The sequence below is a fragment of the Marinomonas sp. ABL3_031 genome, assembly GCF_056161265.1.
The window spans coordinates 130,234-156,564 of record NZ_JBSWYU010000009.1; the positions used below are offsets into that span (position 1 = coordinate 130,234).

Here is a 26,331-nt window from a genome sequence, read left to right on the forward strand (position 1 = left end):
CGACGCATCAGAAGCGATAATTTGCTCTGGCCATAAAGTTGCGGGATGGGCCATAGAAATTAAACGTAGCCGCGCTGCCGACACGTGAGTAGTATTTTTTATCGAACAAATTGTTTACGTTTAAGGATAGGGTTAAGTTTTCGGTGATATCTTTACTGATATTGGCATCAATTGTTGTGTAACTTGGAGCTGCAATCGTTGTAGCGCCGCGGGTTAATGAAAATTCGCTCATACTGGTAATGCCTAATCCTAATTCGGTTTCGTTTAGAATAGAGTTGTTTATTAGTGTATAGGTGCCCCAAATATTAAGTGTATGTTTTGGCATTAGCATGAATAAAGTGTTTTCATCACCTTCTAAATTTTCGGTATCCATGTAAGTGTAACCAGCGATCATTTCCCATTGATCATAGTGACCACTTAATTCTAATTCAACGCCGGTCACACGTGTTTTACCAGTTGCTTCGGAGTAGCTTTCGCCGTCGACATTGGTTGCACGATTGTCATCAGTGAGTCGGAATAGGGTAAAGCGACTGTTGAGCTTGCCATTTTGGTAGCTGCCTTTAATACCAAGTTCTAGCTGATAACCAACGCGAGGGTCAATCATTTCGCCATCCTCCCCCACGTCCGTTTGTGGTTTATATACTTCAGAGTAACTTGCGTAAAAGGAGTGTAATGGGTTGATGTCATAGACCAGTCCACCGTAGGGGGTGAATCGAGCGTTGTCATGGTAACTGCTAGAAGTTACATCTCCTGACGATAGTGTGGTGGTGTCGCTTTCCAAATCGTACCAGCTGAAGCGGCCACCACCAATTAAGGCTAGGCTGTCAATTGGACGAAAAGTCATCTTGGAATAAGTGCCCATTTCTTTTTCGCTGGATTCGATGCGTGAGCTGTAAGTCGGATCTGTGTAGGCTATTGAAGAGGAATCAAAGTTATTGACGTTAATGCTGCTAACGAAATTTCGTGTCGTACCATTTAAATAGTCTGTATCGTAGTTTTTGTAGTCTACACCAAGTACAAATTCGCTGACACTGCCTAAAGTCTCAAATGGTTGGCTGTAACTGGCATCAAGAGCAATGGTTTGCTGCTCTAGGTCGCGCTGTGAGGTGTTAAGAGAGGTTGTTCCATCATCGGCAAGTGATGATCCAGTAAAGGCGTAGTAATAGTCTGTTGCTCTATCTGATGTGCGTACGGCAATTCGACCGTAACCGCCATTGTCAAACTCATGTACTAGATCCACAAAGATATCTGTCATTTCATTGTTGAAGTCATTCCAATCCGCTCCTAAGAAAGTAGACCTATCCCAATTTGCGAGTGAACCGTCAGAATAAGTTGGGTAACCGTTTGCAGGCGTGATGTCTTTTTTCTGGTGAAGTACGGCCACTGAAAGTTCTGTGGTGTCAGACAAGTCCATATCCAGTGTGGCATAGATGCTTTGGTCTTTATTTTCATTGCCATCAATTTCATTAGGCATGCTTTCTTCTGAAAGCACCAATCGACCCCGTATGGATTCGTTTTCGTTGATAACGCCAGATACATCGGTATTGAGTTGATAGCGATTCCAGCTTCCCAATCCAGCAGAGATAGAAGCTTGTTTATCATAGGTTGCACGTTTGCGAACCAGATTAATGATGCCGCCCATTTCGCTGGTGCTATTGAATAAGCCTGATGGCCCTCGCATTACTTCGACACGGTCAAAAGCAGATAAAGAAGGTAAAGTGCCGTTGATAGAAGCCATTGGGGCAGGAAGACCGTCTACATTATATTCATCGTATTCATAGCCACGAGAATAGATTGACGAACGTCCACTGTCGTTTGAAAGAGTGCGCAGTCCGGGGGTTAATTTGGCGATGTCATCGAGATGAGTCAGGTCGCGATCTTCTATGTAGTCGTTGGTTAAGACAGTGATAGACTGTGGAATGTCTCGTAACGCGGCAGGTGCTTTTGTTCCAATTGTGGCCGAATCAACACTATAGCCCTCGGTACTTTCAGAAGCCTCCATATCATATAAAGCATTTCCTTCGACCGTTAAGGTCGGTATTCGGTTTGCATTGACGATGCTTTCGGCAATAGCTGTCATAGGAGGCGGTAGCAATAATGTCATGCTAATTAAAGCGATTGGTTTCATAGAATATCCCCAAGAGATATGTTTCCTAAAAGATAATGATTTGCATTTGTGTTTTAATGCTCTCATTATTTCACAGCCTTGTTGTCCATCGCCTATGCGAATCACGCACATTGCTATGCAAGAAAATCAACTCTTAAGAAGGTAACTGTTCTCATCTTTTGAGTTGGTTAGGATAGTTCTTAGGAGAAGTCATGTCGCAGGTCACCCGATTAAAAGATCAAGTTGTGCTCGAAACTGAGTTGAGATCGCATGCAACAAACGTCAATCAATACCAATTATCTGTTTCTAAGCAGTGTAAAAAAGCCGGTGAAGCACCTGTTCATACAGCTTCCCATCCGGTGCTAAAAGGGGCGATTTTGACAGAAAGGAGTGAATCGGATGTGGTAATTCATATGACAAATGCGGTTGCTATGCAGGACATTATAGTGGATACCCAAATAGAACCTTGCGTGCGGATTTTGCTGTTTTTTGAAGGAGAGAATCGCTTTCGATATGGTACTCGTTCGGTTGTTTTTACCAAGGACAGTCAATGTGCAAAGGTGATCACAGTAAGTGACACAGCACCTTGTCATATGAGTATAAATAAAGGTGACCGTCGATGTGGTTTGTATGTTTCAGTTTCTCCTGATTGGTTTACCAGACATAAACTGAGTAGTGTGGTTTTGAATAAACGCTTGGCAGAACATTTATCAGTTACGGACTGGTCTTTACCAAGATACTTATGGTTACAGGCGCGAAAATTATTGGATTTTCCTGAGATCAGTCCGATTGGGAAATTAGCACGTGAAGCTTTTGCCTTGTCATTATTGACAGCATGGTTGATTTCTTTAGAAGAAAAACGCGCGAAGCAAATGGGCTATGACTCACGACAAGGGTTGCGCTTTTGTCAGTTGTTAGCGCAAGAGGAAAGTTGGTTAATGTCGTTAGATCAAATTGGTCATGAGTTGGGCATGAGTGCCGCTACGTTACAACGTTACTCCCGAGACCATTTGGGGATGAGTCTTACTCAGTACTTACGAAAACAGCGTTTAAATCAAGCTTGTAAAGCGTTGTACAGAGAACAGGTTAGCATTACTGAAGCAGCCATTATGGCGGGCTATAACCATGCGAATAACTTTAGTGCCGCGTTCAAGCGTCAGTTTGGTGTTTCTCCGAATGAAATTCACCAGTATTCCTTGAATAGGTTACTGACCCGTCATTAACTATTGAGGCAAAAAATGTATCGATCTTCACTTCGCCTGTTATTAAATTGTTTTTATTGTTTCTTTGGAAGTTACATGACGCAAGTTATCGCACAGACAATTTCACCCGCTCATTCTGTCACCTTTATTTTGCCGAATAGCTATTACGTGGATTGGCAGCTGAAAGAGCAGAACCTACCGTTGCGAATTTTTGTGTCTGTCCCTGAAGTAGATGCGCCAAAGGATGGCTTTCCAGTGGTGTATTTATTGGATGGAAATGCCTTCTTTTCTACTGGCGTCATGGTGAGTAAATCGTTAACGCATGAACGATCGGGCGGCAAACAACCAGCCATCATTGTTGGAGTGGGCTATCCGATAGAAGGTTTGTATGATGTAAAGCGTCGCTGGTATGATCTGACTCCTCCAACAACACAGCCTCCAAAAGTACCACAGCAACACATGGAGAAATTTAGCGATATTCAGTATGGCGGTGCAGCATTATTACAAAGGTTTTTAATTGACCAATTGCGTCCATGGTTGTCAAAACAATATCCAATCAATGAAGATCAGCAGCTGTTATTTGGCCATTCGTTAGGAGGCTTGTTTGCACTTTATACACTGAATACAAGGTCTAACGCTTTTTCCGCTTACGGAGTCGTCAGTCCATCCTTGTGGTGGAATGATGGATATCTCAAAAAACGATTGGAAAACCAGCCCTCAGATGACAGAAAGAGAAAAGCCGTGATGATGATTGTCGGAAGGGAAGAGAAGGATTTTATGCTTTATGATGCCAAACTCGCACAGGATTGGTTTCTGCAACAAGGAATAGAAAGTGAACTACGTGTCTTACCATTTATGAATCATGGCTCTGTTTCTTTGCCAGCACTGACCATGGCATTAGAAGCCTTATTACCCAAGGCAAGAAAGTGAGTTATTTCTATATATGAGGACTATGCTCCAACAAAAAAACGCTTAACTTTCGATAAGCGTTTTTTTTATTTTTTTAAGCTAAAAACTTATTCGCGCCGTCTCTTAGTTAAGCATCGATTTTTTTGTACTTAATACGCGTTGGTGTCGCGTCGTTACCAGTACGTTGCTTGTAGTCCGCTTCGTATTCTTGGTAGTTACCTTCAAAGAAGACAGCTTTGGAATCGCCTTCGTAGGCCAAGATGTGCGTTGCGATACGGTCAAGGAACCAACGGTCGTGGGAAATCACGATAGCCGCGCCTGGGAAGGCCAATAAAGCGTCTTCCAATGAGCGCAAGGTTTCTACATCAAGGTCGTTGGTGGGTTCGTCCAACAGTAAGACGTTACCGCCTTCTTTTAGCAGTTTTGCAAGGTGCAAACGGTTACGCTCACCACCAGACAGGTGCTTCACAAATTTTTGCTGATCCGCCCCCTTGAAGTTGAAGCGGCCAATGTAAGCACGAGAAGGCACCTTGTAGTTGTGCACTGTGATCATGTCCTGACCGTCGGAAATTTCTTCCCATACGGTTTTGTCACCATCCAGTTCACGCATCTGATCCACATACGCCAATTGCACGGTTTCACCCAGTGTTACTGTGCCTGTGTCAGGTTGCTCGATGCCCGCGATCATTTTGAACAGGGTGGATTTACCGGCACCGTTACCACCGACCACGCCGACAATTGCGCCAGGTGGCACCACCATGTTGAAGTCTTCCAGCAGCATTTTGTGCTCGAAGCTTTTGCTTACGCCTTCGATTTCAATCACTTTTGAACCAAGACGAGGGCCAGGTGGAATGTACAATTCGTTGGTTTCGTTACGTTCTTGGAATTCTTTCGAACTCATTTCTTCAAAGCGCGCTAGACGTGCTTTGGATTTAGACTGACGACCTTTGGCGTTCTGGCGAACCCATTCCAACTCAGATTTAATGGCTTTTTGGTGCGACGCTTGTTGTTTGGCTTCTTGTTCCAAACGTGCGTTTTTCTGCTCCAACCAAGAAGAGTAGTTGCCTTCGTATGGAATACCGTTACCGCGGTCAAGTTCCAAAATCCAACCGGCTGCGTTATCGAGGAAGTAACGGTCGTGGGTAATGGCCACAACAGTACCTGGGTAGTCTTTCAAGAAACGCTCTAACCAAGCAACGGATTCCGCGTCCAAGTGGTTGGTCGGCTCGTCCAGTAGAATCATGTCTGGCTTATCAAGTAACAAACGACATAAGGCCACACGACGACGCTCACCACCAGATAAGTGTTCTACACTGGCTTCCCAAGGCGGTAAACGTAGAGCATCGGCGGCGACTTCTAGGGCACGTTCTAAGTTGTGACCGTCTTTCGCTGATATCAGGTTTTCCAACTCTGCCTGTTCTTTTGCTAGGGCATCAAAGTCTGCGTCTGGGTCAGCGTAAGCGGCGTAAACTTCATCAAGGCGCGTTAGGGCTTCTTTCACATCAGCCACGGCTTCTTCAACGATACCGCGCACGTCTTTACTTGGATCCAGCTCTGGCTCCTGAGGCAAGTAACCAATTTTGATGCCGGGCATAGGGCGAGCTTCACCGTTATATTCGGTGTCTACACCGGCCATGATGCGTAATAAAGACGATTTACCTGAACCGTTAAGACCCAACACACCAATTTTTGCGCCAGGAAAGAAAGACAAAGAAATGTCTTTAAGGATTTCGCGTTTAGGTGGAACGACTTTTCCAACGCGATTCATGCTGTATACAAACTGAGCCATAATTAAACCAACTTATTACTATGGTTGAGACACGCGCCGCGCAACTGCTTTTAAATGGAATCTGCAAGTGGATGGCGCACTGTAAAAAGTGCCGTAAGAATAGCACATGGGGTGGCAATGGAAAAACACAACAGGCGATAAGAATCGTAGATTGGCTCGCAGAAAAATAACTTAAATTGGGCGCTAAAGCTGAATAATCAAAGCAGCACCAAGTACCACTAGAATGGCTCCGATCCAAGCCCCAATGGCAGGACGTTGCCCCGTAGTTATCCATAAGCCGGGAAGGATCAGTACGGGAACGGTGGCTGACAAGGTCGTTACTATGCCAACGTTAGCATTTCCAACTCCCCAGACTAATACGCTCATGCCGATGACCATGCCAATGGTCGCCAGCGTCGCAATGCCAAGCAAGTCTTTTCCGCTCAGTTGTTGTAAAGAGAGCGCTGTTTTTGGTTGACGGTGACGATAATAGAGACTGTATGCCAAGATTAGTGCGATGGCGCCGGTGGTGACGCGTAAGGCGGATACAGCAATAGGATCTGCACCGCTGAGCAAGGCTGGTTTCGTTAATAAAGCACCACTGGCTTGCCCTAGTGCGCCACCTAATGCCATTAAAATGCCAAACCCCAAATGCCCTTTGGTTTGCTCCCAAGCGTGAGCGTTTTCTCGTTTGCCAAATAAAATGGCGATGATCACACCGATTAACACCAGAGCGCACGCAAAGAGTTGCCACCATGATAAGTGCTCGTTGAGAAACAACCAAGCTAATAAAATGGACATGGGCGCATTCATCGCGAAGAGTACGCCAGCGCGTCTTGGCCCAAGTCTGTGAACGGCAGTAAATAACATGGTGTCGCCCAGAAAAATCCCCACCAGCCCAGAGAGCATAATCACATCAGCGTATTGCCAAAGTGTGGTGTTAAAGCCTTGCGTGAGCCAGCAAATGACCAACAAGAGGCTGCTGGCGATGACAATGCGAAAGGTATTAAAGCGCATGGTGCCAAAACGCATAATCAGCCTTGGTGCCATTAAGCTGGAAAGGGTCCAACATAGGGCGGCAACGAGTCCTGATAGTTCCGCGAACGGCATAACTGTCCTTATTGTTCTAGTCTGGCGGGGCAAATAACGCCGCTTGGTGGCTATATCAGAATGGGGTTGGTATGATTTCCGCCCTAATGAACAAATATTTTTACACCAAAACTGTGATATTGGAAGCGCTATGCGATGCCCATTTTGTGGAACTCAAGATACGAAAGTAGTCGATTCTAGACTGGTGTCAGAAGGCGCGCAGGTTCGACGTCGTCGTACTTGTATTAAGTGCCAAGAGCGTTTTACCACTTTTGAAGTGGCGGAATTGCAGATGCCAAAATTGATCAAAAGTGACGGTAGTCGAGAATCTTTCGATGATGACAAGTTGCGTAATGGCATACTCAAAGCCATAGAAAAACGTCCTGTTAGCATGGAAGAAGTAGAAATCGCCATTACTCGTATTAAAGAAAAAATGCAGGCAACTGGGGAGCGTGAGTTGCCATCCCGTTGGACGGGGGAAGCGGTAATGGATGAACTGCAGCGTTTGGATCAAGTTGCTTATGTGCGCTTCGCTTCCGTTTATCGAAGCTTTAAAGACATCAGCGAATTTCGCGAAGCCATCGACCGTTTGGAAAATCATACCGACCGCGATGCGTCACAAAAAGAAGATAAGACCGACAATGAATAATCATGAATACTGGATGGCGCAAGCGGTGCAGCTTGCTAAGCAAGGTTTGTACACCACACACCCAAATCCAAGAGTAGGTTGTGTCTTGGTTCATCAAGAACAACTAATTGGTAAAGGTTTCCATCAAAAAGCGGGTGAAGGTCACGCAGAGGTGAACGCCTTGGCAGATGCCCAGCAAAATGCCGCGGATAAGATTCAAGGCTCAACTGCTTACGTCACTTTAGAACCCTGTAGCCATCAGGGTAAAACCCCACCCTGTGCTGACGCACTGATTAATGCTGGCGTCGCGCGAGTCGTGTTCGGCATGCAAGACCCAAATCCACAAGTGGCGGGGAATGGCCTAGCAAAACTTAAAGCGGCAGGTGTTGAGGTAATTGGCCCAGTCTTACAAGCCGATTGTGAGGCTCTGAATCCTGGTTTTAACAAGCGCATGCGCGAAGGTTTACCTTATGTTCGTGTCAAATTGGCCATGAGTGTGGATGGTCGCACGGCCATGGAGTCGGGTGAAAGTCAGTGGATTACTGGCGCAGATGCGCGTCTTGATGTGCAAAAGTGGCGCGCCCAAAGTGATGCGATTGTAACTGGGATTGGCTCTGTGTTGGCAGACAATCCGAGTATGACGGTGCGCATTGATAATGATGATCAAGCAACAGACGCTAAAAATGTACGTCAGCCGTTGCGTGTGGTTATGGATACCGCCCTTTCCATCGTGCCTGAAGCGAAAATTTTGTACCCCAGCTCAAAAGCCTGCTTATTCGCTATTGAAGACGAAATCGAAGCGGAGCACCTTGAGGCATTAACGCAAAAAGGCGTGACGGTGAAATTTGCTCAGCGTGGCGAGGATGGTCGTTTGGATCTGGTAGACGCGATGGAGCAAATAGCGGATGCTGGCATTAATGAAGTCTTGCTAGAAACCGGTGCCGAACTGGCGGGTGGTTTTTTGCAAGCCGGTTTAGTGGATGAAATTATTCTCTATATGGCACCCAAGTTGCTCGGCTCAGCAGCTCGACCACTGTTTCAATTGCCCTTAGAGGAAATGGCGGAAGCCGTTGATTTAAAACTGCAATCGGTGCGACAAGTGGGCGACGATCTGCGTTTGATCTATCAGCCGCTTTATCTTGAAGAAGCCTTAGAGGAAGATGAGGCAGATGCTTGATTTGCCATTGGGCCCGTTCTCTGACTCATTGCTTTTACAGGCTTTTTTATTGAGCTATTAAAAACCTTAATTTCTCAGCAAGTTTTCGCTAAGTTTGCCGAGAAACCTAGGATAAATCTTGTTATAATCGCCGCCCAAGATGAATACTATTCTTGCGCTCTTTAACTATTCTGAAGAAGGGCGTAATCAATCAGGCTGCAAGCGTGCACTCATAAGGTGGCGAAGTCTGGATAACTGAGGCAAAAAATGAGCGAAGTGGATACTACAAACGAGCAAAACCCAGCACCGCAGCGTAAGGCAAAAAAGCCTTCACGTTCACAAATGCGCAGTGCTTCACGTCGTTTGGCATTACAGGCCGTTTACCAATGGCAAATGAATCATACTGCGGTGAGTGAGATAGAGACCCAATTTGTGATGGATCAAGACATGGGGTCTTGTGATAAAACTTACTTCCGTGAATTATTGCAAGGGGTGACGGTCAGCGCGAAGAAGCTAGATGCCTTGTACGAAGCGTTATTAGATCGTCCTTTTGCGGAATTGGACCCAATTGAATTGGCGGTATTGCGCATCGGTGCTTTCGAATTGTCCGAGCGTCTTGATGTGCCTTATCGTGTTGCAATCAACGAAGGTGTTGAATTGGCTAAAGGCTTTGGTGCCACTGAAAGTCACAAATACGTTAACGGTATTTTAGACAAATTGGCACAACGCGTTCGCCGTGAAGAGATTGCTGCTCGTCGTAATAGCTAAGCGTTGCCATTATTGATTTGAAAAAAGCCCCTAACATGCTTCATGTTAGGGGCTTTTTTGTGCCCGTATCAAATTAGCTTTGGCTTGCATAGTCATCTGAACCTTATTAGGGTTCTAATGGACCTCTTTTATCTTCCTTGACTAGCAATTTCTCTCACCCTTTTTCTTGTTGTATTTTCGTATGCCGTTTGTGGTCATAAATGTGGCGTAGGAAGTAGTGAATCCTGAGGTGTATCACTATACATTTGCGAGTTTATGGTATGGAAAAGCTGCCATGAAATAACGGGTATTGCTTGTTGTAAACGAATTTGATGCGACACATAGTGGCTTAATCCTTTATTAGGAGGGAATTTTATGCTCAATGTACTATTAAGGGTTTGGGCATTGCTGCTTGGTATTGTGCTTATCATGTTAGGCAATGGTATGCATTTCACACTCATTGGTTTGCGTGGTGGTATAGAAGGGTTTTCTTCCGCTGAATTGGCCGTCATCACATCTGGCTATTTTGTCGGTTTCCTTTCTGGTGCGCGACTGACGCCACGCTTAATTCGTCGTGTAGGTCACGTGCGAGTTTTTGCGGCATTGGGCAGCTTTATTTCAGCGGGTCTAATTGCCTATCCATTGGTGACAGAGCCTTGGGTGTGGACCATATTGAGACTGCTCATTGGTTTTTGTATGTCTGGAATTTATGTGGTCGCAGAGAGTTGGTTAAATGATTCCGCTACCAATGAGACTCGAGGCAAAGTCCTATCAGCCTATATGATCGCACAAACCCTAGGAATTATTGGCGCGCAAGGGTTATTAACCTTAGGGGATGCCGCTACTTCAGTGTTGTTTATTTGTGCATCGATACTCGTTTCTATTTCATTTGCTCCCATTTTGCTGTCCGTGTCCTCCGTACCGGCTGTTGATGTGGCGCGCCCTATGGCGTTAAGTCAATTATTTAAACGTTCTCCTCTTGGCACAATTGGCATTTTCTTTTTGGGCAGTGCCTATGCCACACAGTCTGGTATGAGTGCGGTATTTGGTAGCCAAATTGGTTTATCGGCGAATAGTATTGCTTTATTTGTGGCGTCACTCTTTGCTGGTGCACTGGTGTTACAGTATCCGATAGGTTGGCTTTCTGATCGAATGGATCGGCGCAAATTGATTTTTTGTGCGGCCTTTGTTGGTGGTTTGTCTTGTGTTATTGGCTGGGTCGCAAATGATGGTATCGGGTATTTGCTCGCCGCTGCGTTTTTGGCTGGTGGCGTTACCACCCCTCTGTATGCCTTGTTTTTGGCGTATACCAATGATTCTTTATCGACCAGTGAAATGCCAGCAGCCTCTGGCGGTTTGGTGTTTACCTTTGGATTAGGTGCGATTACTGGACCTTTGGCAACAGGTTGGGCCATGCAGGTTATGGGGCCATTCGCATTTTGGCTGGTGCTCAGTGCTATTTTCGCCGTCATATCAATTTATGCTATTCATTGCATGGCACAGAAAGACTCGGCTGTTCCCGCAGAGGAAACGGAAAGTTATCTTGGGGTTGTACCAACCTCCTCTGTTGTTGCTGTAGAAGCGGCTGGTGAGTGGGCGGTTGAACACGCTGAAGCCGAGCGAGAAGCAACAGATACTCATCCATGAGGCTTGGTATTAACAGCAAAATAATGAGTCGGTTTTGATCAGATAGATGAATTCAATCTATGTCGCTTTGCTTCTGACATCCTACCGACAATGCGGTATCCTCTCTGCTCATAAACAGTTTTCTTTGCAATTTTTCATGAAATGAAAAAATTGCAAACTAAGAGGAGATGGTGTTGCAGGAATTTGAATTGATTGAAAATATTTTTCAAACCTCTGTGATGGCCAGCATCCAAGGGCGAAAGGATATTTTGTTAGGTATTGGTGACGATTGTGCACAGGTACAGGTGCCATCAGGTCAGAGTTTGGTGTTTTCTATGGACACCCTAGTTGAAGGTCGCCATTTTCCTTATGATGCTGACCCTGTCGACATTGGTTATCGTGCGGTAGCAAGCTGTGTGAGTGACCTTGCTGCCATGGGAGCGAAACCTGCTTTCTTTACCTTGGCATTGACCTTGCCGCATTCTGATCCACAATGGTTGGCTGGGTTAGCAGAAGGCATGGCAGAGTTGGCTGAGCCAATGGGGTTGATCTTGGTTGGTGGGGATACCACCAAAGGCCCCCTTACTATTAGCTTACAAGTACATGGTTATGTGGAAGCGAAGCAGACGCCTTTGCGAGCCAATGCTCAAGTGGGGGATGATATTTATGTCACCGGCTGTTTGGGCGACGCCAGTGCCGCTTTGGACATCATCAATGGTGAAGCACAAGTGTCTAGCCAGCGTTTTGACTATTTTTATGAGCGCTTTTGGCGCCCTGCTCCGCGCTTGATTGCCGGTATGGCGCTAAAGCGTGTTGTGCATGCCATGATGGATATTTCTGATGGCTTAGCGCAAGATATTCAGCACATCTTGTCAGCTTCTAAAGTCGGTGCGGTATTACATGCGGAGCAGATTCCTATTTCTGCAGAGTTACGTCAATGGCGACCAGACGAAGCGTTAGAGCTGGCGCTTACCGGTGGCGATGATTATGAACTCTGCTTTACTGCTCCGACATCGCAAGCAGCAGAAATTGCCTTAATCACTCAGACGCTGGGGTTACCCTGTTGTAAAGTAGGACAAATAACCGCTGCGGATTTTAGTATTCAAGGCTACGATGGAAAGGTTACGGGTTGGCAACACTTCTAGTTCATAATTACGACAAAACATGATTAATTAGTAAGGTTTAAAGCATTATGGCAAATTCTGCCCCTGCCTCAGTATGGCGAAATCCGATTCATTTTCTGGCCTTTGGTTTGGGGTCGGGCGCCGCTCCGAAAGCCCCGGGCACTTTTGGTACCTTGGCGGCTGTGCCTTTGTTTATTTGGTTCCTGCAAGACCTATCCCATCTTGAATACCTAGCTGTACTGGTAGTGACTTCTTTATTGGGAATTTACCTTTGCGGTAAAACCTCCAAAGACATGGGAGTACATGATCATGCTGGTATTGTTTGGGATGAATTCGTCGGTTTTTGGATTACCATGTGGATGGCGCCGGCAGGCTGGCTCTATATTGTGTTAGGCTTTGTGTTGTTCCGCTTATTCGATATTTTAAAACCCTGGCCAATTTCTTGGGCTGATCAAAAAGTACATGGCGGTTTGGGTATCATGCTAGACGATATTTTGGCAGGTCTGATGTCATTTGTGGTATTACAAGCCATAGTGCATTTTGTGGTTGAGCGTTTTTAATCCAATTACTTTGTGAGTGTTTCCTATTTAATAAAAAAGCTCAGCGTGAATCATCATTGCTGAGCTTTTTTGCGAACAAAACTTAGGCCGCTAGCTTGTTCATTAAGACGCTACTGCATCCGTTTGACCGGCTTGCGAGGTTTGCATACTGGCTAAAATAAAGTAGACAAGCGCCCCTGTGAAGGCACCAGTAAACCAGCCATAGTTATAGAACCAACCTATTGCAGATACGTTTAAAGCGACCAAAGTAATGACCACAGGCACAGCAAAAGCGATTAGACCCGAAGTATTGAAAGCTGGGTATAAGCTGGATGGGGTATACAGAGCGACTAAGTCCAAATGCTGACGTTTGATAAGGAAGTAATCCACAATCATGATGCCAGCAATAGGGCCGAGCAGACTGGAGTAACCAAGCAACCAGTTAGAATACATACTTTCGACACTGACATCCGATTCCAACCAGCCCATTTTCTTCAGCAATTCCCAGCCCATTAGTAGGATGCCAACCAGACCCGTTAGCAAAGCACCGCGAGTGTGGTTAATGATTTTTGGGGCAATGTTTTGGAAATCATTGGTTGGTGAGACGACATTGGCAGCGGTGTTTGTTGACAAGGTGGCGATTACAATGAGCACCATAGCAATGGCAACCCAGAATGGGCTATCGATTCGACCAATCAAAGAGATAGGATCCGAAATGGTTTCACCCACCAAAGTGGCCGATGCTGCGGTAAGCACGACACCCAAAGCGGCAAAGAAGAACATGGTCACTGGTAGACCAATGATTTGACCAAGTACCTGATCTTTTTGCGTTTTTGCATAACGACTGAAATCTGGGATGTTCAAAGACAAGGTTGCCCAGAAGCCCACCATGGCGGTTAGACCGCCCAAGAAGTAGCTCATAAAACCAGCATCTTCAGGACGGTTTGCAGGTGTTGCCAAGATTTCTGTAAAAGACACCTTGCCGCCAGCCCAAATCATTAAGCCGATACCAACGATTAACAACAATGGTGCCGCTAAGGTTTCTAACCATTTAATGGACTCAGCACCCTTGATGACCACGTACATGTTTAAAGCCCAAAAAATAAAGAAGCCGATTACTTCCCCAACACTGCCTAAACTTGCCCAACCATCTGAAATAGCGGATAAGAAAAGATGAATAGCTAAGCCACCAAACATGGTTTGGATGCCAAACCAGCCACAAGCCACTAGGGCTCGAATCAGGCTTGGAATATTTGACCCTATCATGCCAAAGGAAGAGCGTAATAACACTGGGAAAGGAATGCCAAACTTGGTGCCAGGGTAGGCGTTGAGAGTCAGTGGAACCAGCAAGATCACATTGGCGATCAAAATGGTAAATAAGGCTTCGGTTACGGAGAGACCGAAGTAGGCGGTCAATACACCACCTAGAGTATAGGTCGGAACACAGATGGACATGCCCACCCAAAGGGCAGCGATATTCCATTTACTCCAAGTTCTTTCTATGATTTTAGTCGGTGCAATGTCGTTGTTATAAGCGCTGCTTTCCATTAGGTCGTCCCCGACCTCTAACTCATAAAACTCACCTTGCTTAACAGACTTGCTGGTCATTTTTGCCACCTCTTCTATGTTAGGTTGATCATTATTTTAATACTTCATTCAAGGTTCCGGCTGATACTTTGTCAGCCTTTGTTTTGTCTGCCAATGAGGACAGATGTTCAGTCTTGTGTTGCTGTGCGATGCGTTCACTGGCAGCCAGCATAGTATGTAGGAGTACATTGGCACCCGCTGCGCATTCTTGTGGTGAACTGTATTCTGCCTCGTTATGGCTTATGCCATTTAGACAGGGCGTAAAAATCATGCCTGTGGGCACCAAATCCGCCATATAGCAGGCATCGTGTCCAGCGCCTGCATAAATGTCCATGTGGCTATAGCCAAGCTTTTCGGTGGCGGCTTTGACGTCATCTGACGCACTGAATTCCACTGGTTCAAAATACCAAATGTGGTCGCAAACGACCTTGATGCCTTGCTCTTTTGCAATCCTTTGGCAAATCGATTCTAGCTCTTGGTGCATGATTTTAAGTACCTTGGCATCAGGGTTACGTAAGTCAGCACTGAAATTCACTTTGCCAGGAATGGTGTTACGTGAATTAGGCCACACATCCATATAACCGACCGTGCCTAACGCATTGTCATGGCGTTGGGTTAGGTCATTAATTTCTTTTACTATACTGGCGGCGGCTAGCATGGCGTCTTGGCGAAGGTGCATGGGTGTCGTGCCAGAATGGGATGGACGGCCAATCACTGCTATGTTGTACCAGCGTATACCTTGCCCTAGACGAACAATGCCAATGGCTTTTTGTTCATCTTCAAGAATAGGGCCTTGCTCAATGTGGGCTTCAAAGAAAGCCCCCATATGACGACTGCCTAATTCCATGTCGCCTAAATAGCCTATGCGTTCTAGCTCATCACCAAGACGAATGCCATTGGTGTCGGTTTTATTCAGTTCGGTCGCTAAGTCAAAACGGCCAACATAGGTTCCTGAGCCTTGCATAGCAGGCTGAAAACGTGAACCTTCTTCATTGGTCCAGACCGAGAACTCCATCGCGGTTGGCGTTTGTATTTGGTTTTCATGCAGGGTGCGCAATACTTCTACCCCTGCTAGCACGCCAAACACACCATCGAATTTACCGCCGGTTGGTTGTGTATCTAAATGACTGCCTGTACCAACGGCGGGTAGGTCGTTATTTTGTCCTGCTCGGCGAGCGAATATGTTACCAATTTTGTCAATGTCAACGCTGCAGTCGCATGCTTTGCACCAAGCGACAAATAAATCTCTCGCTTGTTTGTCTAAATCACTTGCCGCTAAACGATTGCAACCGCCTTTTGCCGTGGCGCCTATTTCCCCCATGGTCATTAAGGTGTCCCATAAGCGCTGTTCGTTAATGCGCAAGTTTTGCATGCGTATCTCCTATAAACCCCTGCTTGCTAAACAGGTGATGAACTTGTCTTTTTGGTCAGCAATAAATAGGCCAATTTTTAAACAGGCTTGATTTTGCGCCTCTTAGATAAAGGAAAGAGGGCCCAACAAATTTATATAAAAACAGAGATAAATCTAATTTATTACTTTTTAAACAGCGACTTAGTTAGAAAAATAATGTTTGCCTCATGGCCAGTTTGGTAACCAGTAATTGGCTTTAGTGCAAAATGAAATGAGGGGATTAGCTTTTGATAGCTTGCAGTCTTATCAGAGAAAGAAGACTAGATGAGAACAGTTTTAGTGCATTTTTGCACTGTCTTGGTCAACTTGTAAACAGCTTAATAACATTCAAGCTGAATACCTAGGTTGCGATCATACATAAAACGAGAATTGCCATGCTTTCTTTATTAGCTAAGGATAGTAAGAGCAATTCTGGCAACTTTGCTCTGATTTACGTTGTTTTCTAATCACACTTCAAAAGTGTAAAGAAGTTGACATTAATCTGTTTTGGATATATTGGTATAAAGTCTATACCAATAGACCAATGATCATTCTCTCAATAAAAGGAATAGCCAATGAAGCCTAATCAATTATCTACAGCGGGTTGTCTGGAGGGCAAAACAGCGTTAATCACCGGTGGTGCCAGTGGTATTGGCGCAGCCGCCGCTGTGCAATTTTCTAAGCAAGGCGCCCGTGTTGCGGTGTTGGATATACAGGAAGAAGCCGGCAATAAGGTGGTGGAAGCGATTAAGGCAGGTGGCGGTGAGGCAATATTTGTTCCCTGCGACGTATCGCTATCTGACTCAGTTGAAAGAGCCATCGACGAGGTGATTTCAAATTGGGGAAAAATTGATGCTTTGTTCAATCATGCAGGCACCATCATTGTAAAACCTCTACATGATTCGACAGAGGAAGATTACGATCGCCTGATGAATATCAATGCCAAATCTGCATTTCTAGTCTGTCGCAAAGTGGTGCCACACATGGTCGAAAATGGGGGTGGTTCGATAGTCATTACCTCTTCAATTGGTGGCGAGAAAGGATTTGCATTGGAATCCATCTACTGCATGTCAAAAGGGGCCGTTTTACAGCTTGCTCGTACGATTGCTATTGAGTACCGAGAGCAAGGAATTCGTTGTAACGCCGTGTGTCCGGGTTTTGTTAAAACCGCACATGGGTTGCGTGAAATCGATGAGTTGGATGGCCTTGGGCAAAACTGGGACGACTCAGAATTAAAGGGCGCTCAGGTACGAATTTGTGAATCGGATGAAGTGGCATCCGCAGCAATGTATTTGTTATCGGACAGTGCCAGTTTCGTAAATGGAACGGCTCTGTACGTTGATAATGGTTGGTATGCGAAAGGCTAACCAGCTCAATCTATGACTGAAAAAATAATTAAAAATTAGTCATCTCTTAATCACAACACAAAAGGACAAACAAATGAAATCAATTGCATCAACATTAGTCGTTGGATCATTATCTTTGGTCGCTTTGCAACCAGCACATGCGTTTCAACCAGAATCAAAAGAGCCAATTAAGCTCATGGTAGCTGACTGGACGTCCATGCTTATTAACACTGAAATCATGAATATTGTCTTATCGACTTATGGTTATAACGTCGAGAAGGTGATTGCGGATGATTCAGCACGTTACCCAGGTTTTGAATATGGTGATTTACATATTGCTATGGAAACGTGGCAAACCACTCAGGAAAAAGCGCTAGCAGCCTCACTCGCTACAGGTAAAGTATTGGATCTTGGTGAGACGGGCATGCTTGCTAAGGAAGATTGGTGGTACCCCTTGTACATGAAAGAGCGTTGCCCTGGATTACCAGACTGGAAAGCATTACAAAGCTGTGCGGATGTCTTTGCAACGGCTGATACGGCACCCAAAGGACGTTATTTGGGTGGCCCTGTAAGCTGGGGTGGAAATGATGAAGAACGCATTGTAGCTCTAGATTTACCGTTTGAGGTGGTCCATGCTGGAACAAATGCAGGTCTGACGGCAGAGTTGCGTTCCGCATACGAGCGTAAAGCACCGATTGTTCTTTGGGTGTACGAGCCAAATTGGGTGTCAAATGCTTTCGAAGGGGAGTTTGTTGAGTTTCCTAAGTATGAAGAGAGTTGTACGACCGACGCATCTTGGGGACCGAACAAAGAGTCCACCTTTGACTGTGGTAAACCTGAAGGCTGGATTAAGAAAATGGGTTGGGCTGGTGGCGAGAAAAAATGGCCATGCGCTTATGAAATGGTGCGTAACTACACCATCGATAACGCAACCATCAGTGAGTTGGTATACAAAGTGGATGTCGACGGAGAAAGTGTTGAGGACGTAGCAATGGAATGGGCAAAAGAAAACGAAGCAACATGGCGTGGTTGGGCCTCGTGCGCTGCTGAGTCTTAATGGGGTTGCTCCTACATGACAATATGCGTGTAGGAGCACTCTTTATTCTATAAAGCTCTCTCTAAGGATCTTTCATGGCTAAAGCACTATCAAAACAGCCACAAATACCCGCTGTGTATATTTGGCTTATAACCCTTACCTTTGTTGTCATGAGTTTTGCTATGACGGGTTTGGGCAATATAAATCATGTCATCAACAGCGATTTACAGTTACCTCTATCAGCATGGCTGGGAGAGTATGTTAATTGGTTTGCACGAGAGGCGGCGATAGGCCCTTTCTCAGTACAAGGTTTCACCCGGGGCATTGCTGAATGGGTAAACTGGCCTATGTCTTTTCTTAATATGCTTCTGGCGGAAGGTGTTGTAACTGGTGCTGGGTTCAATAAATCTCAAATCGTTCCACCATTATCGTGGCTGGGTCTTGCGTTGGCGTTGTGCTTGTTAGCGCGACACATTGGCGATAAAAGACTCGCGTTAATGTGCGCGTTATGTTGTGGATATTTGGTTTTCTTTGGACTGTGGCCAAATGCCATGACGACACTCGCCAGTGTCATCATGTGTGTAGTGGTAGCCCTTGGTCTGGGGTTGTTTATCGGTATTGTGTCCTATCGCTCAGAAAATATTGAAAAGTGGGTGCAAGCGATCATGAACGTCATGCAGACGGTGCCTATTTTCGCATACCTATTACCCACCTTGTTATTGTTTGGTTATGGACCGAGTGCCGCATTATTGGCAACGGTTCTTTATGCGCTTCCACCTATGGTACACGCAACAATTTTAGCGTTGAAATCGGTGCCAGATGAAATTCGCGAATATGGTTTGATGGCCGGCTCTACTAAACGACAGTTACTCTGGAAAGTAGAAATCCCAACCGCATTGCCTATGTTGACGGTAGGTTTAAACCAAGTGGTGATGATGTCATTAAATATGGTGATTATTGCCTCTATGATCGGAGCAGGAGGCTTAGGTTACGATGTTTTAAGGGCGCTGCGTCGATTGGATATTGGTGGCGGGTTAGAGGCAGGGCTTGGTATTGTGGTGTTGGCTGTTATGCTGGATCGTATCACTCAGGCATTGGCCACTAAGCAATCCTCCGGCCTTGATCATAATGTTCGGGCACCTCGATGGTGTATCTATGTTGTCCTGATTTTGCTGCCAACCTTGGTAAGTCTAATGCTGCCGGCCCTTAACCAATGGCCGAAAGCATGGACATTGACAACCGCGCCATTTTGGGATCAAGCAATTACCTTCATTAATCAGCATTTCTTTGAGCAAATGGAAGCAATTCGGACGTTCGCTTTGCTTAATGTGATGACGCCATTCCGTGATTTTTTGGTGGGATTACCCATTCCTATGGTGACACTAGGCTTGTCATTGATAGCTTGGCTGCTAGCAGGATGGCGCTTGATGGTTACCGTATTGTGTTTGGCAACCTTTGTTGCGCTCACGGGTTTCTGGCAAGCGGCAATGATTTCAGTTTATCTAACCACCTGCTCCGTGGTATTGGCGATTCTCATAGGTTTCCCTGTTGGGCTTTGGATCGCATCGACACCCTTATTGCATAAACCAGCCAATTTAGTGCTCGACACACTGCAAACACTGCCCACTTTTGTTTATCTATTACCTGCTGTCATGCTGTTTCGAAATGGTGATTTCTCCGCTTTGATTGCGATTACATCTTATGCCATAGCACCCGCGATTCGTTACACCATACATGGTTTCAGAAGCGTGCCATCGGGCCGTATTGAGGCCGCGACAATGGTGGGCTGTAACGGGTGGCAGACGCTTCGTCACGTGCGTTTTCCAGCGGCGTTCCCGACACTTATTTTAGGGTTAAATCAGACTATTATGATGGCGCTTTCTATGCTCGTCATTGCCGCACTTGTTGGCACTCGAGATTTAGGTCAAGAGGTCTACATTGCGCTCACCAGAGCAGATGTTGGCACAGGATTAGTAACGGGCTTTGGTATTGCGGCGATTGCATTAATTGCAGATGGGCTATTAAAGGCTTGGGCCAAGAATAAACAGAACAAAATGGGGGGCTAATGGCAACTCAGCAAAAGGAACATATTATGAATAATCAGTCTACACTTGAATCTCAATCCCCCATCTTATCAGTGAGGGGGCTATGGAAAGTGTTTGGTGCCACGGAGCACGAGTTTGAGGCGGAAAATGGTCATGCTTTATCGGATGAGCAAATTGCTGGTCGTGGTTGGACTGCGGCGGTAAAGGATGTGTCGTTCGACATTATAGAAGGCGAAATCTTCGTTATTATGGGGCTCTCAGGTTCCGGTAAGTCGACGCTGATTCGCAGTATGACCCGACTCAATGAACCGACTCGTGGTCAATTGGTGATCGCGGGTCAAGATGTGACCAAAGCAACGAATAAAATGCTACAAGGACTGCGGCGCAAATCACTTGGCATGGTCTTTCAACATTTTGCTTTATTACCCAACCGAACTGTACGTGAGAACATCTCTTTTCCTTTAGAGATTCAAGGGGTTACAAAGCACGAATATGAAGAGAAAGTCGAAGACTTGATTGCAACAGTAGGATTAAAAGGTCGTGAGGACCACTTTCCAAATGAATTGTCAGGTGGGCAGCAACAACGAGTAGGCATTGCGCGTTCTTTGGCGAATGACCCTAAAGTTTGGGTAATGGATGAGCCTTTTTCGGCTCTGGATCCGTTGATTCGCAATGATCTACAAGATGAGGTACTACGCCTTCAGGAAACACTTAAAAAGACGGTAGTGTTTATCACCCATGATTTGGATGAAGCGATTAAAATCGCTGATCGAATCGCCATTATGGAAAATGGTCGAATCGTACAAATTGGCACGCCGGAACAACTGGTTGCTCATCCTGCCAACGAATATGTTAAACGTTTTGTGAGTAAAGTCCCTCTGTCTAAGGTGACCCGCTTAAAACATATGATGAAACCCATTGTCGAAAACGTGTCTGGGGGGGTGCGACTGGATGCCAATGCTACTGTGTCTAGTGTTGCTCCTATGGTTGTAAATTATCATACTTTAAGTACTCTCAAAGCAGGCAAAGATGCGGCAAACAACCTTACATCTGTGCTGAATGAGCATAACAAGTCATTTATAGTCACTGAAAATGGTCATGCCATTGGGCAAGTTGAGTTGGAGGACTTTATCCGCGTGCTAGCTGGTGTTGACACCTAGATAGTCTAACTACTATCTAGATGTCTAGCTCGTAATTCAATCTGACTTGTGGCACATTGGTGATCACTTTAACGCCTTAATATTTTTTAATTGTTCTTTAGGATCATAATCTCTATGAGCGAGAAGCATTCACTTAATGGAAAAATAGCCCTTATTTCTGGTGGGGCCAATGGTGTTGGTGCTGCCAGTTGCCGTTTGTTTTGTGAGGCTGGAGCATCGGTTGTTTTTCTGGATCGTGATGTAGAAGCGGGTAGGGCATTAGAAACGGAACTCAAAAATAATGGCTACACAGTAGAATTTATTGCCACTGATGTGTCACAGCTTGATCAGGTGCAAGTGTCTATTGAACACATTAAAGAGCGTTATGATCGAGTAGATATTTTATTCAACCACGCAGGTATTATGTTGGTTAAGCCATTTTTAGATATTTCCATTGAGGAGTGGGATGAGCAATTTGATAACAATGCTAAAAGTGTCTTTCTAGTCACACGAAAAGTTTTACCAATGATGCTTGAACAAGGACATGGTGTCATCGTCAGTACCTCGACCACAGGAGTAAAAGCGGTAACACATCTAGAATCTGTCTATTGCGCTTCGAAAGCTGCCATGCATCAACTTACTCGAGCCATTGCGGTGGAATATCGAGATCAAGGTATTCGTGCGAACACCATTTGTCCGAGCTTTATTAGAACGCACCACGGCGAAGATGAAATTCAACAATTAAGACGCTATGGTGTGTTCGCTTCGGAAAATGACTTAAATGTTATGCAAGGCCGAATAAGTGAACCCGAAGAAGTCGCGAACGTTGCGTTGTTTTTAGCGTCTGAAGATTCCAGCTTTATCAATGGTGCTGAAATTTTTGTCGATAACACTTTTACGGCTATATAACGATGCTTTGGGGATTAAGACCTGTTCAACAGCAGGCAGCTTATGGATTAGCTGTCGAGCGTATTAAACGTCAAATTCACATGGGCTTTATTGAGCCGGGTGAGCGTTTACCAGCAGAACGAAAACTGGCTGAAGAAGTAGGACTATCGCGTGTTACGCTTAGAGAAGCTCTACGAGTATTAGAAGCAGAAGGCTACATATCGACCCGTCGCGGCGCCCATGGCGGTGCATTTGTTGCCGAGCAAATTATTTTGGATGACCTAGCTTACAAACGCTTAATGCTTAACCCTTCTAACTTTATGCGAGTTTTAGAGTTCCGCGAGGCCAATGAAATGACCGCGGCTAAGCTGGCTTGCGGGCGTTTAGCATTACCTGAATTTAAGCGTATGAAAGCCGCTTTGGATGTGATGTGTAATAGTGACACCAGTGCAGGCTTTAAATCTTCCATATCTCAATTTACATTGGCTCTAGGAACCGCTTCACATAATAGCTTTATTGAGGAGTCAATTGAGCATGGTTTGTCTCAAACATTCTTTCCGCTTCACGTATTTAATATTGGTGATTTGAAAGGCAAGTTGCTTAATGGTTATCAAAATGTAATGACGTTTATTGAGGCTCAGGATATAGCTAATGCTCAAAAGGAAATTTGTCTCATATTGAGCTTATATCGTGAAATCGCCCGAAAAACCATTAATCATGATCTTAAATAGATATTAAATGCCCATAAACGGAGTATATAAAGGTTTGAACTAGCATACTTAAGTCGGCAAGAATATTTCATGTTGCCGACTTAACCGTATGTTCCTTAAAGCAGAATATAGTAAATTGGCTTGATTATTTTTTGACTTCAAAGTCATCAGAAAAAGGGGCTCGTGTTACTAGTTCTAGTTTTGGTTTTAATTGACAGGTTTCTTGATTGGCATCTTTGGCAAAGGCCGCGTTTTCATAATAATACGCTTCGGCTTCTGTTTCAGAACGAGGTCGAGGAGTAGATGGTTTTAACTTGATGACCCCACCATAAGAATAGTATTCATTTAATCCTAGTTGTTTGAACCAACGATCTAGTTGAAATGATGCTTCTTCGGACCAGGCTTTAATGGTTTTCTTACCTGCCTTTTGTTTTTCGACAAGGGTGACCCCAGGCTTTGTATTGTGGCTATTTTCGATAAGCAGTTCACGTTCTAAACGCCAGCATCCGACAACTTCATCCCAGCTAATTTCATCAGTAAAGACTTCTCCATATAAATACCTTGGGCTAATCCATCCATGCCGCCCTTCTTCTAATGGGTCATAAGGATAGTAACTATTGCCTACACCTTCATCATTAGGGTTGATGATGCGATGAACTATTCTTTGCATGGTATCTAAGTCACAGTAAGGTCGATCTAGTTTAATGGCATAAATATATGTAATCGTATTGCTTGGGTGCTCGAATTCACAAGGAAAGAAAATGGCACCTGCAATGGTTTTTGAAAGACAAACGCAAGTGCGACCATCTAGGTTATCTATTTCGCCACCCATCTGCCATGTGACGCCAGACGTCTCTCTAGCGGACAAATTTGATTTTTTGAGTTCTTCTGGAGGACGGTGATCACATCGCCAAAAGAATGTGTTTTCTTTCTGAGTCTCTGGATATAGATTGCAGGTTGGCTTTATGGTCGATAGATTAATTTCTTCTTTATCCATTTTTGGATCGAGTATTACCTTTTTTAGATACTCTTTTATAAGTGCTTCATAAACAGACGGCATAATGTTTCTTTTAGGCACGATAGCCTCCTATGAATAATTTTCCATTTTGGATCTTGTATAGAAGGCTAATCATGAACGGTGGAGCAATTTTAGGATCGTTGAATAATAGGATTATTGCGGGTGAAAGAAGAGAGTTATCAAACGTACGGCGAAGTAGAAAGTAAGTGAAGGATTAGAATGAAATTTTGTTAGATTTATCCAAACCTTACTAAATGATTTTTGATAATAATTTCAATGTTTTATCTCTTTTATACTTAATTTATTAGTGATGATCATTGCGCCGTAAATGTGCTTCAAAAGCTCGAATAAGTAACGACAAGCTGAGGGTCAGAGTAAGGTACAAAAAAGCCACTACATTATAGGTTTCGAAAAACTGGAATGTGGATGAGCTATAGACTTTGGCAAGTTGGGTAATATCTTGCACGCCTAGTACGGAAACCAAGGCGGAATCCTTAATCATAGCAACGAAGTCATTGCCTAGTGGTGGTAGAATTTTACGCATGGCTTGCGGCAAAATAATCAGACGAAATCGCATCCAACTGGATAAACCGAGAGATTGCGCAGCTTCAATTTGCCCCTTACTGACTTCTTGGATACCAGCGCGAAACACTTCTGCAATAAAAGCACTGTAACTGATGGATAAAGCTAAAATAGCACGCCACAGCATACTGAAATCACGGGTGCGTGCCTTATCGACCCAGCCGGCTTCAATCGGACATTGTAGCGCCCAGTTATAGAAATTTATGAGCTCTCCAGCGCCAAAAAAAGCAATGTAAAACAATAATACTAAAACTGGAATGCCACGAAAAATTTCCACATAAAAACGTGCTATTTCACGCAATAAGCGCCATCGAGAAAATCCTGCCAGCGCCACTAAAAGACCGATTAAACTGGCTAACAGGAAAGCCACTAAGGTCACACCTATGGTTGTCAGTAAGCCATTGCTCAATGCCCCAGCAATTTTTTGGTAGCTTTGATTTGCCACCATGTTCCACATGAGCACGGTGCCAATAATGAGTGTGGCTATGAGCCACCATGGTGTGCGATCTAGGGTCTTTTTTAAGGGCATAGTATAATGGGGTTGTGCGATCTACCTGGGTGGTGAATGAAGAAACCGATAATTGCTGAGCCGTTATCGGTTTCGCTTTATACGAATGGGTTGCAGAACGTTTTATTGATTGTAATCAAAAAACCATTTTTTGTTTAACACATCTAATGTGCCGTCGGCTTTCATGCTGCGTAGTGCGGCGTTTACGGGTTCTACCAAATCAGAACCGGGGGTAAAAATAAAACCAAAATCTTCTGTACCTAATGGGCCACCAACGATTTTGAAGGCGCCAGGGTTAGCGCCAATGTAGCCGCGAGCAGAAGTGGCGTCCATTAAAACGCTGTCAACATCACCTGATTTAAGCGCTTGTACCGATGCGCCGAAAGTCTCTAATAAGGTAATACGAGGGTTGTCTTCGTTACCATCTAATACGTCATAAACGGCAACGTAAAAGTTGGTGGTACCGGCTTGAGCACCAAATAATAAATCCTCGTTGGCAGCAAAACTTTTTGCGTCGTTGAATCTGTCTTCATCAGCGCGCACTAGCATGAATTGCTGGGATGTCATATAAGGAATGGAAAAATCGATTTGCTCGGCCCGTTCAGCGTTGATGGTGATGCCATCCATACCGATATCATATTGGCCTTGCTTAACAGCTTGGATCATGGCGTCCCAGCTGCTTAGATGCCATTCAATCTTGGCGTTCAAGCGTTGACCAATTTCATTCATTGCATCGTATTCCCAGCCAATGCCTTTGCCCGTTTCAGAGTCAACAAAGTTCAATGGTGTGTAGGCATTTTCGGTAACCGCTAGAATGGTGCGACCTTGTAAATCGGGTAAAGAAGCCGCTTGCGTCAAGCTAGCAACAAGTAGGCTGACAGCCAAAGTCATACGCGACAGCAATGAAAGCATGATGAATACCTTATTAAGAGAAGTGATTGAGATGGCATCATCTCATTAAAATAAGAGAGTGATTATACACATTTGCCATAATCGTCACTATGGTAATCCATTTCTCTGGTAAGGCCATTGGCTACGGCAATGGTTTCTGCGTTGTTCTTACTTTCCATCTTCATGTGGGAGTTAGCACGCGACTCTCGATTATTGCCACCTTCCCTAGCATCTAAGCATGGAAAAGCGTATATTCTTGTAAACTTATTCGTCAATATCGGCTTCCTTATCCTGTC

General features: G+C 44.8%; 23 protein-coding genes. 14 read left to right on the plus strand and 9 right to left on the minus strand.

Annotated features, from left to right (window positions below):
- Positions 1-7: 7 nt before the first annotated feature.
- A complete protein-coding gene (locus ACXAH2_RS11520; protein WP_475078622.1) occupies positions 8-2,128 on the minus strand; it encodes a TonB-dependent siderophore receptor in 2,121 nt (706 codons plus the stop codon).
- A gap of 191 nt (positions 2,129-2,319) precedes the next feature.
- On the opposite strand from ACXAH2_RS11520, the gene ACXAH2_RS11525 reads away from it, so the two are divergent.
- Positions 2,320-3,330: a helix-turn-helix transcriptional regulator gene (locus ACXAH2_RS11525; protein ID WP_475078624.1), complete on the plus strand. Its 1,011-nt coding sequence runs from the start codon at positions 2,320-2,322 to the stop codon at positions 3,328-3,330.
- 75 nt (positions 3,331-3,405) lie between these two features.
- Positions 3,406-4,239, plus strand: a complete 834-nt coding sequence (locus tag ACXAH2_RS11530) for an alpha/beta hydrolase (protein WP_475078625.1) — start codon at positions 3,406-3,408, stop codon at positions 4,237-4,239.
- Positions 4,240-4,345: 106 nt separating this feature from the next.
- Here ACXAH2_RS11530 and ettA read toward each other — a convergent pair whose 3' ends face one another.
- Both ettA and ACXAH2_RS11540 read right to left on the minus strand, forming a co-directional pair.
- Complete coding sequence (ettA, locus tag ACXAH2_RS11535) at positions 4,346-6,007, minus strand: energy-dependent translational throttle protein EttA (RefSeq protein WP_475078626.1); 1,662 nt, start codon at positions 6,005-6,007, stop codon at positions 4,346-4,348.
- Between the two features lie 183 nt (positions 6,008-6,190).
- Entirely contained in the window at positions 6,191-7,096 is a 906-nt protein-coding gene (locus ACXAH2_RS11540) for a DMT family transporter (protein WP_475078628.1), read from the minus strand.
- A gap of 130 nt (positions 7,097-7,226) precedes the next feature.
- Between ACXAH2_RS11540 and nrdR the strand changes: the two genes are divergently transcribed.
- The 6 genes from nrdR to ACXAH2_RS11570 all read left to right on the plus strand — a co-directional run bounded on the left by nrdR (position 7,227) and on the right by ACXAH2_RS11570 (position 12,916).
- Positions 7,227-7,724, plus strand: a complete 498-nt coding sequence (gene nrdR, locus ACXAH2_RS11545; RefSeq protein WP_475078630.1) for a transcriptional regulator NrdR — start codon at positions 7,227-7,229, stop codon at positions 7,722-7,724.
- Positions 7,717-8,880 (plus strand): bifunctional diaminohydroxyphosphoribosylaminopyrimidine deaminase/5-amino-6-(5-phosphoribosylamino)uracil reductase RibD, encoded by a 1,164-nt coding sequence (gene ribD / locus ACXAH2_RS11550; RefSeq protein ID WP_475078632.1) that lies wholly within the window; start codon positions 7,717-7,719, stop codon positions 8,878-8,880. The genes nrdR and ribD overlap by 8 nt, the downstream gene beginning before the upstream one ends.
- 246 nt (positions 8,881-9,126) lie before the next feature.
- Positions 9,127-9,627, plus strand: coding sequence for a transcription antitermination factor NusB (gene nusB / locus ACXAH2_RS11555; RefSeq protein WP_475078634.1), 501 nt, complete (start codon positions 9,127-9,129; stop codon positions 9,625-9,627).
- A gap of 354 nt (positions 9,628-9,981) precedes the next feature.
- On the plus strand, positions 9,982-11,253 hold the full coding sequence (locus tag ACXAH2_RS11560) for an MFS transporter (RefSeq protein WP_475078635.1): 1,272 nt from the start codon (positions 9,982-9,984) through the stop codon (positions 11,251-11,253).
- A 167-nt stretch (positions 11,254-11,420) separates the two neighbouring features.
- Positions 11,421-12,377, plus strand: coding sequence for a thiamine-phosphate kinase (gene thiL / locus ACXAH2_RS11565; RefSeq protein WP_475078636.1), 957 nt, complete (start codon positions 11,421-11,423; stop codon positions 12,375-12,377).
- A gap of 47 nt (positions 12,378-12,424) precedes the next feature.
- Positions 12,425-12,916: a phosphatidylglycerophosphatase A family protein gene (locus tag ACXAH2_RS11570; protein ID WP_475078638.1), complete on the plus strand. Its 492-nt coding sequence runs from the start codon at positions 12,425-12,427 to the stop codon at positions 12,914-12,916.
- Positions 12,917-13,018: 102 nt separating this feature from the next.
- Here the strand turns inward: ACXAH2_RS11570 and ACXAH2_RS11575 are convergent, their stop codons facing one another.
- Both ACXAH2_RS11575 and ACXAH2_RS11580 read right to left on the minus strand, forming a co-directional pair.
- Complete coding sequence (locus tag ACXAH2_RS11575; protein ID WP_475078640.1) at positions 13,019-14,503, minus strand: NCS1 family nucleobase:cation symporter-1; 1,485 nt, start codon at positions 14,501-14,503, stop codon at positions 13,019-13,021.
- A gap of 31 nt (positions 14,504-14,534) precedes the next feature.
- Positions 14,535-15,854, minus strand: coding sequence for an allantoate amidohydrolase (locus ACXAH2_RS11580; protein WP_475078642.1), 1,320 nt, complete (start codon positions 15,852-15,854; stop codon positions 14,535-14,537).
- Positions 15,855-16,447: 593 nt separating this feature from the next.
- Here ACXAH2_RS11580 and ACXAH2_RS11585 point away from each other — a divergent pair.
- The 6 genes from ACXAH2_RS11585 to ACXAH2_RS11610 all read left to right on the plus strand — a co-directional run bounded on the left by ACXAH2_RS11585 (position 16,448) and on the right by ACXAH2_RS11610 (position 23,057).
- The gene (locus ACXAH2_RS11585; RefSeq protein ID WP_475078643.1) at positions 16,448-17,239 is read left to right on the plus strand and encodes an SDR family NAD(P)-dependent oxidoreductase; all 792 of its coding nucleotides are present in this window, start codon (positions 16,448-16,450) and stop codon (positions 17,237-17,239) included.
- Positions 17,240-17,312: 73 nt separating this feature from the next.
- Entirely contained in the window at positions 17,313-18,275 is a 963-nt protein-coding gene (locus tag ACXAH2_RS11590) for an ABC transporter substrate-binding protein (protein ID WP_475078645.1), read from the plus strand.
- A 74-nt stretch (positions 18,276-18,349) separates the two neighbouring features.
- Complete coding sequence (locus ACXAH2_RS11595; protein WP_475078647.1) at positions 18,350-20,320, plus strand: ABC transporter permease; 1,971 nt, start codon at positions 18,350-18,352, stop codon at positions 20,318-20,320.
- Positions 20,321-20,346: 26 nt separating this feature from the next.
- Entirely contained in the window at positions 20,347-21,459 is a 1,113-nt protein-coding gene (locus ACXAH2_RS11600; protein WP_475078649.1) for a quaternary amine ABC transporter ATP-binding protein, read from the plus strand.
- Positions 21,460-21,573: 114 nt separating this feature from the next.
- Positions 21,574-22,347 (plus strand): SDR family NAD(P)-dependent oxidoreductase, encoded by a 774-nt coding sequence (locus tag ACXAH2_RS11605; RefSeq protein WP_475078650.1) that lies wholly within the window; start codon positions 21,574-21,576, stop codon positions 22,345-22,347.
- A 2-nt stretch (positions 22,348-22,349) separates the two neighbouring features.
- Positions 22,350-23,057: a FadR/GntR family transcriptional regulator gene (locus ACXAH2_RS11610; RefSeq protein ID WP_475078652.1), complete on the plus strand. Its 708-nt coding sequence runs from the start codon at positions 22,350-22,352 to the stop codon at positions 23,055-23,057.
- Between the two features lie 124 nt (positions 23,058-23,181).
- Here ACXAH2_RS11610 and ACXAH2_RS11615 read toward each other — a convergent pair whose 3' ends face one another.
- The 4 genes from ACXAH2_RS11615 to ACXAH2_RS11630 all read right to left on the minus strand — a co-directional run bounded on the left by ACXAH2_RS11615 (position 23,182) and on the right by ACXAH2_RS11630 (position 26,310).
- Positions 23,182-24,114, minus strand: a complete 933-nt coding sequence (locus ACXAH2_RS11615; RefSeq protein WP_475078653.1) for a hypothetical protein — start codon at positions 24,112-24,114, stop codon at positions 23,182-23,184.
- Positions 24,115-24,358: 244 nt separating this feature from the next.
- Positions 24,359-25,093 carry an amino acid ABC transporter permease gene (locus tag ACXAH2_RS11620; RefSeq protein ID WP_475078654.1) on the minus strand — a complete coding sequence of 245 codons (735 nt, stop codon included), beginning with the start codon at positions 25,091-25,093 and terminating at the stop codon, positions 24,359-24,361.
- A 174-nt stretch (positions 25,094-25,267) separates the two neighbouring features.
- A complete protein-coding gene (locus ACXAH2_RS11625) occupies positions 25,268-26,056 on the minus strand; it encodes a transporter substrate-binding domain-containing protein (protein ID WP_475078656.1) in 789 nt (262 codons plus the stop codon).
- A gap of 62 nt (positions 26,057-26,118) precedes the next feature.
- Positions 26,119-26,310: a hypothetical protein gene (locus ACXAH2_RS11630; RefSeq protein ID WP_475078658.1), complete on the minus strand. Its 192-nt coding sequence runs from the start codon at positions 26,308-26,310 to the stop codon at positions 26,119-26,121.
- Between the last annotated feature and the right edge of the window lie 21 nt (positions 26,311-26,331).

What these genes read in the sequence shown, in the direction of transcription:
- ACXAH2_RS11520 (WP_475078622.1), bottom strand. Translation starts at nt 2,128, where the DNA reads ATGAAACCAATCGCTTTAATTAGCATGACATTATTGCTACCGCCTCCT.
- ACXAH2_RS11525 (WP_475078624.1), top strand. Translation starts at nt 2,320, where the DNA reads ATGTCGCAGGTCACCCGATTAAAAGATCAAGTTGTGCTCGAAACTGAG.
- ACXAH2_RS11530 (WP_475078625.1), top strand. Translation starts at nt 3,406, where the DNA reads ATGACGCAAGTTATCGCACAGACAATTTCACCCGCTCATTCTGTCACC.
- ettA (WP_475078626.1), bottom strand. Translation starts at nt 6,007, where the DNA reads ATGGCTCAGTTTGTATACAGCATGAATCGCGTTGGAAAAGTCGTTCCA.
- ACXAH2_RS11540 (WP_475078628.1), bottom strand. Translation starts at nt 7,096, where the DNA reads ATGCCGTTCGCGGAACTATCAGGACTCGTTGCCGCCCTATGTTGGACC.
- nrdR (WP_475078630.1), top strand. Translation starts at nt 7,227, where the DNA reads ATGCGATGCCCATTTTGTGGAACTCAAGATACGAAAGTAGTCGATTCT.
- ribD (WP_475078632.1), top strand. Translation starts at nt 7,717, where the DNA reads ATGAATAATCATGAATACTGGATGGCGCAAGCGGTGCAGCTTGCTAAG.
- nusB (WP_475078634.1), top strand. Translation starts at nt 9,127, where the DNA reads ATGAGCGAAGTGGATACTACAAACGAGCAAAACCCAGCACCGCAGCGT.
- ACXAH2_RS11560 (WP_475078635.1), top strand. Translation starts at nt 9,982, where the DNA reads ATGCTCAATGTACTATTAAGGGTTTGGGCATTGCTGCTTGGTATTGTG.
- thiL (WP_475078636.1), top strand. Translation starts at nt 11,421, where the DNA reads ATGGTGTTGCAGGAATTTGAATTGATTGAAAATATTTTTCAAACCTCT.
- ACXAH2_RS11570 (WP_475078638.1), top strand. Translation starts at nt 12,425, where the DNA reads ATGGCAAATTCTGCCCCTGCCTCAGTATGGCGAAATCCGATTCATTTT.
- ACXAH2_RS11575 (WP_475078640.1), bottom strand. Translation starts at nt 14,503, where the DNA reads ATGACCAGCAAGTCTGTTAAGCAAGGTGAGTTTTATGAGTTAGAGGTC.
- ACXAH2_RS11580 (WP_475078642.1), bottom strand. Translation starts at nt 15,854, where the DNA reads ATGCAAAACTTGCGCATTAACGAACAGCGCTTATGGGACACCTTAATG.
- ACXAH2_RS11585 (WP_475078643.1), top strand. Translation starts at nt 16,448, where the DNA reads ATGAAGCCTAATCAATTATCTACAGCGGGTTGTCTGGAGGGCAAAACA.
- ACXAH2_RS11590 (WP_475078645.1), top strand. Translation starts at nt 17,313, where the DNA reads ATGAAATCAATTGCATCAACATTAGTCGTTGGATCATTATCTTTGGTC.
- ACXAH2_RS11595 (WP_475078647.1), top strand. Translation starts at nt 18,350, where the DNA reads ATGGCTAAAGCACTATCAAAACAGCCACAAATACCCGCTGTGTATATT.
- ACXAH2_RS11600 (WP_475078649.1), top strand. Translation starts at nt 20,347, where the DNA reads ATGAATAATCAGTCTACACTTGAATCTCAATCCCCCATCTTATCAGTG.
- ACXAH2_RS11605 (WP_475078650.1), top strand. Translation starts at nt 21,574, where the DNA reads ATGAGCGAGAAGCATTCACTTAATGGAAAAATAGCCCTTATTTCTGGT.
- ACXAH2_RS11610 (WP_475078652.1), top strand. Translation starts at nt 22,350, where the DNA reads ATGCTTTGGGGATTAAGACCTGTTCAACAGCAGGCAGCTTATGGATTA.
- ACXAH2_RS11620 (WP_475078654.1), bottom strand. Translation starts at nt 25,093, where the DNA reads ATGTGGAACATGGTGGCAAATCAAAGCTACCAAAAAATTGCTGGGGCA.
- ACXAH2_RS11625 (WP_475078656.1), bottom strand. Translation starts at nt 26,056, where the DNA reads ATGCTTTCATTGCTGTCGCGTATGACTTTGGCTGTCAGCCTACTTGTT.